Source organism: Algoriphagus sp. (assembly GCF_024642405.1).
In the GTDB taxonomy this organism is placed as follows: domain Bacteria; phylum Bacteroidota; class Bacteroidia; order Cytophagales; family Cyclobacteriaceae; genus Algoriphagus.
In genome coordinates this window covers 1-5,117 of the sequence record NZ_JAHEBC010000283.1, presented here as the reverse complement: position 1 = coordinate 5,117, position 5,117 = coordinate 1, and the positions used below count along the sequence as shown (strand labels likewise).

Below are 5,117 nucleotides of genomic sequence, written 5' to 3'. Positions count from 1 at the left end.
AAGAAGCGGGTAGAGCCGGACGAGATGGTAAAAAATCCTATGCTGTTTTGATGAGTAATGAACAGGATTTTGAACTAGTAATGAATCGGGCTGCTCTGGTATATCCTCCCCTTGACTTTATTCGGAGAGTCTATCAATGCTTGGCTAATTACTACAAGCTGGCTGTGGGAAGTGCTATGTTTAGCAGTTTTGATTTTGTGTATCATGAATTTGCAAACAACTATGAATTAGGAGTTTTAGAGACTTTTTATGCGCTAAAAGTATTGGAGGAAGAAGGGCTGATCTCTTTAAATGAAAGTTTTTATGCTCCATCCAGAATTCATTTTCTGGTAGATCCCGCAAGACTTTATGAAGTACAAATAGCTCATGCTACATTGGATCCTTTAGTAAAGGTTTTACTTAGAACCTATGGAGGAAATTTGTTTTCAGAATATCTTTCTATTCAGGAGGCAAAGCTTGCCAAAACTCTAGAAATAAGGGAAATTGATGTAATCAGCAGGTTAAGGAAATTGTCCGAACTTGAGGTAATGGATTATGATCAACGGAAAGATAAACCTCAATTGACTTTTTTGACTCCGAGGTATGATGCTGGTAAACTGCCATTGAATTTTGAAAGAATAGAAAGAAGACGCGAGTTAACTTTAAATCATGCCCAAAGTATGGTTGCTTATGCTCATCAAAATAAAATATGTAGGACTCAATTTATCCAAGAATACTTTGGGGAACCTACCGATGAAAAATGCGGAATCTGTGATTGGTGTATAGAAAATAAAAAATCTTCTGATTTTGCATCCGAAGAAAAAAGGCTGGAAAAGAAGGTTTTGGAAACTTTAAATAATTCCGGTGAGTTAAATGAAAGTCAGCTATTGGATATTTTGAAGCTTCCTGCTTCCGAAAAGGTATTTTCAATTCTTAGAAATTTGGAAGAATCTGGCAAAATTTCCTCAACTTCCGATGGCAAATACGAAATTTCAAATAATGGGTAATTTCTTCGATGATTTGTATAAAAAGGTGTTTCAGTCTTCTGAGCAGATACCCTTGAATCATAAAGAAAATTATTCTTTAAAGAAAGAGGAGTTAGATGAAGCTGTTTCCTGGTCTCAAAATGAAGAAGGTAAAGAAATTCTTAATTTGATTTATAGAAATTATCATTTCAAAAAAACTCAAATCAACGAATTTCCTCAGGTTCATATTTTTGAATCACCCTATGCAAATGGTTTTGCAGTTAGCTACGGCGAACCTTTAAATTTGAAATCTTTTTCAAAGGTTTTCTTGGCATTTAGCCAACGAGTTCTAGCTTTGGGATATAGGCAGGTAAGTTTGGATAGGAAGATCGAAGAAATCAATGATCAAGTGAAGCTTACAGAAAAGTTTTACTTTAAACCGCCCCTTCAAGCCCCTACAGAAGGAGAGTTGATTTCCCAACTTTTTGGGAATGTTGCTTTGGAAAAGATAAGTATTGACAATACCCCAAGTTATATAAAACTATTAGTTACGATATATTCAGACAGGCTATACAATAACCCAAAACCTTTTGATCAATTTCTGGATTTACTATTTGAAGTAAACTATGATGGATAGAACCATATTAAAAAGTCAGTTGGAAAAGTATAGAACCCCTTACGAGGAGGAGTCCGTATTCATCGATTCGTTTTTGGAATTGACCGATGACCCTTTAGCCTATAAGAGAGAAAGGATTGAAGGTCATTTCACTGCATCCGCATGGATTGTAAACAAAAGACGTACACACACCCTTTTGACGCTACATAGGAAACTCGGAAGATGGCTTCAATTAGGTGGTCATGCTGATGGAGATGAAAATCTGATAGATGTAGCCATGAAAGAAGCAAGAGAGGAAAGCGGGCTTAAATCCTTGGTTTTGGTTGATTCAACAATTTTTGATTTGGATAAACACATCATCCCTGAGCGCCCCCACGTTCCAGAACATTTTCATTATGATGTAAGATATATCCTGGAAGCAGATATCAATGAACCTTTGCAAATCAGCGATGAAAGTATTTCTCTTGCCTGGATTACATTTGATTCTGTAGTTGATATGATCGGGTATAATCCTTCGATTTTAAGAATGCTTGAAAAAACCAGTAAATCAGAAATTTTGCTTTAATGCCAAAGATTGAAGTTTCAGATATTATTGGAAAACATGATTTTTCCATTCCAATTCAAATACGCTTTTCTGATATCGATGGCTATCAGCATGTCAATAATGGAGTTTATTTCAATTATTTCGAGCACGCCAGAGCTTCATACTTGCTGGATTATTGTGGATGGAATATAATGGAAGTAGGCACAGTCGTGGCTCATGTCGGGATAGATTATTTTAAACCAATTCATTTAAGTGATCAAATAACTGCATATGTGAAATGCACCAAAATTGGGAATACATCTTTTGATTTAGAGCAATATATAATTGGTAAGACTCCAGATAACAGTGAATTAGTTTTCTCGAAATGTCATTGCACATTGGTTTCAGTAGACATGAAAACTATGAAACCTACCCCTATCCCAGCTGAATACAGAACTAAACTCGAGGTTTAGAAAGCTTTCCCAACTGAGATTCCTTATCTTTGCCGAAAATTTAACCCTGTGAAAAAACTTTTAATAGTTTGCCTTATGGCATTTGGTATGGCTAGTTGTAGCCCAAGTGAGGAAGAATTATTTCAAGCTGGAATTGAAAAAATGGATCAACAAGCTTGGAGCGAAGCAATTGTTTATTTTGATCGTGCTTTGGAACAAAACCCTTCAAATGCCACCGCTTTAAATGCAAAAGGCGTAGCACTTTTTCAACAAGGAAAATTTGAGGAAGCTATTCCGGTTTTCACTGCTTCAATTGAGTCTGACAGTTCCATGTATAAGCCTTGGTTCAATAGAGCCAATTCAAATTTTGAACTTGGGAAATACAAGGAGTCCTTGGCTGATTATAATATGGCCAATGGATTGGATCAATCTCAAACTGATATTTACTACAATCGCGGATTAGCTCTTTTGGGTTTGGAGGAGTATGAAGATGCACTGTTAGATTTCGACGCAGCCTTACAAGTTAATCCTAACCAACCATTGGTTTATTTTAATAGAGCAAAAGCCCAAATTGGGAATAACGATCCTGCAGGAGCGATGGAATCCTTAACAAATACAGTCAATTTGGATAAAAGGAATGGAGCTGCATTTTATCTTTTGGGAGTGACTAGAATGAGTGCTACAGGAGAGAAAGAGGAGGGATGTGCCGATCTGAAAATGGCACTTAGTCTAGGATATACGGATGCAAAAACTTGGATTGAGGATTTTTGCGAATAAAATGGCTATAATCGGTCAAGACATATCTCAAGCCAAAAACTTTCTTAAAGCAGGAAAATTAGTTGCAATTCCAACCGAAACAGTCTACGGATTAGCTGGAAATGCACTTAATACTGCGGCAGTGGCTTCGATTTTTGAAACTAAAAATAGGCCTAGTTTTGATCCGTTGATTATTCATACTTCTTCAATAGAAAGGGTTGATGACTTTGTAGGAGAATTTCCTGAACCATTGTATAAACTCGCAAAAAAGTTTTGGCCAGGACCTTTGACACTCCTTTTGCCAAGAAAATCAAACGTACCGGATTTAGTTACTTCAGGATTGGAGAAAGTGGCTGTAAGAGTTCCGGATCATCCATTGACAAATTCTCTTCTAGAAATACTTGATTTCCCTCTTGCTGCTCCTAGTGCCAATCCTTTTGGATACATATCTCCAACTACTGCCAAGCATGTTCAGGATCAATTAGGTGAAAAAATCCCCTATATTTTGGATGGTGGAAGTTGTCAGGTAGGTCTTGAAAGTACTATTGTGGGAATGGAAAATGATCAATTGTTTATTTATAGATTAGGAGGTCTGGAGGTAGCAGATATTGAAAAAATTGTTGGACTTGTTCAAATAAAGAATCATAGTTCTTCCAATCCCCAAGCCCCAGGTTTGCTGGAAAGTCATTATGCCCCAAGAAAACCTTTTTTATTGGGCAACCTAGATGAGCTTGTATCGAATCATTTAAGAGGCAAAAAGAGATTTGGAGTGATGAGTTTATCTAAAACTTTCAAAGACGTGAAGGTTGAATACCAAAAGCAATTGAGTCCTTCAGGTGATTTGAAAGAAGCTGCTCAAAATCTTTTTGGGTTCATGAGGTATTTAGATGAGCAGAATATAGAGGTTATTTTGGCTGAAGAAATGCCTGTTGAAGGTTTGGGAAATGCTATTAATGATCGATTGAAAAGAGCGGCAGCTGAAAAGTAGCTATCTTTTTTTCTCTCCCTTTTTAAATTCAAATGCTTTGAAAGTCGTTATTTGAGCGAATCTTTAATAAATTCACTTTCTTTTTAATCAAGAAGAGTACCTAAAATCTATTTACCTACTTATGAATCCTAGAATCAAAAATGTTGATAACCTCAGTTTTGAGGGTAAAAAAGCACTTGTCCGTGTCGATTTTAATGTTCCATTGGATAATGATTACAATGTAACTGATGATACAAGAATTCAAGCAGCTATACCTACTATTGAAAAAATATTGAATGACGGAGGAGCTGCAATTTTAATGTCTCACTTGGGAAGGCCAAAATCTGGTCCAGAAGATAGATTTTCTTTAAAACATATTGTCTTGGACTTAGAAAAAGCACTTGGGAGACCAGTTAAATTTGCTTCGGATTGTATCGGACAGGAAGCAGAACTTTTATCTGAGTCTTTAAAACCAGGTCAGGTTTTACTGCTTGAGAATCTTAGATTTTATAAAGAAGAGGAAAAAGGGGATGTAGAATTTGCAAAGAAACTTGCCAAGCTTGGTGATATTTATGTAAATGATGCTTTTGGCACGGCACATAGAGCTCATGCTTCCACCTCCATTATTGCTCAGTTTTTTTATGATAAGGTATGTGGTTATTTAATGCTTTCTGAGTTGAAAAACGCCGATAAAGTGTTGGGTAATCCTGAAAGACCTTATACTGCGATCATGGGTGGAGCAAAAATTTCTGATAAAATATTGATCATTGAGCAACTTTTAGATAAAGTAGATAATCTAATTATCGGAGGAGGAATGTCCTATACTTTTGCAAAAGCACAAGGTGGTTCTATTGGAGAT

At 36.3% G+C, this 5,117-nt stretch carries 7 protein-coding genes; all 7 read left to right on the top strand.

The window, feature by feature from the left end:
* The coding region (locus tag Q0L68_RS16175) for a RecQ family zinc-binding domain-containing protein (RefSeq protein WP_296705183.1) at window positions 1–986 on the top strand (986 nt) is incomplete at its 5' end.
* Window positions 955–1,581, top strand: coding sequence for a hypothetical protein (locus tag Q0L68_RS16170; protein WP_296705181.1), 627 nt, complete (start codon window positions 955–957; stop codon window positions 1,579–1,581). The genes Q0L68_RS16175 and Q0L68_RS16170, both read left to right, overlap by 32 nt.
* Window positions 1,574–2,125, top strand: a complete 552-nt coding sequence (locus Q0L68_RS16165) for an NUDIX hydrolase (RefSeq protein ID WP_296705180.1) — start codon at window positions 1,574–1,576, stop codon at window positions 2,123–2,125. The genes Q0L68_RS16170 and Q0L68_RS16165 overlap by 8 nt, the downstream gene beginning before the upstream one ends.
* Entirely contained in the window at window positions 2,125–2,556 is a 432-nt protein-coding gene (locus tag Q0L68_RS16160; RefSeq protein ID WP_296705179.1) for a thioesterase family protein, read from the top strand. The genes Q0L68_RS16165 and Q0L68_RS16160 overlap by 1 nt, the downstream gene beginning before the upstream one ends.
* Before the next feature lie 87 nt (window positions 2,557–2,643).
* Window positions 2,644–3,312, top strand: coding sequence for a tetratricopeptide repeat protein (locus Q0L68_RS16155; RefSeq protein WP_296705186.1), 669 nt, complete (start codon window positions 2,644–2,646; stop codon window positions 3,310–3,312).
* A 1-nt stretch (window position 3,313) separates the two neighbouring features.
* Window positions 3,314–4,279: an L-threonylcarbamoyladenylate synthase gene (locus Q0L68_RS16150; RefSeq protein WP_296705185.1), complete on the top strand. Its 966-nt coding sequence runs from the start codon at window positions 3,314–3,316 to the stop codon at window positions 4,277–4,279.
* A 121-nt stretch (window positions 4,280–4,400) separates the two neighbouring features.
* Window positions 4,401–5,117, top strand: a 717-nt coding sequence (locus Q0L68_RS16145; protein WP_296705177.1) for a phosphoglycerate kinase, incomplete at its 3' end; no start/stop codon positions are given.

What these genes read in the sequence shown, in the direction of transcription:
- Q0L68_RS16155 (WP_296705186.1), top strand. Translation starts at nt 2,644, where the DNA reads ATGGCTAGTTGTAGCCCAAGTGAGGAAGAATTATTTCAAGCTGGAATT.
- Q0L68_RS16165 (WP_296705180.1), top strand. Translation starts at nt 1,574, where the DNA reads ATGGATAGAACCATATTAAAAAGTCAGTTGGAAAAGTATAGAACCCCT.
- Q0L68_RS16150 (WP_296705185.1), top strand. Translation starts at nt 3,314, where the DNA reads ATGGCTATAATCGGTCAAGACATATCTCAAGCCAAAAACTTTCTTAAA.
- Q0L68_RS16160 (WP_296705179.1), top strand. Translation starts at nt 2,125, where the DNA reads ATGCCAAAGATTGAAGTTTCAGATATTATTGGAAAACATGATTTTTCC.
- Q0L68_RS16170 (WP_296705181.1), top strand. Translation starts at nt 955, where the DNA reads ATGGCAAATACGAAATTTCAAATAATGGGTAATTTCTTCGATGATTTG.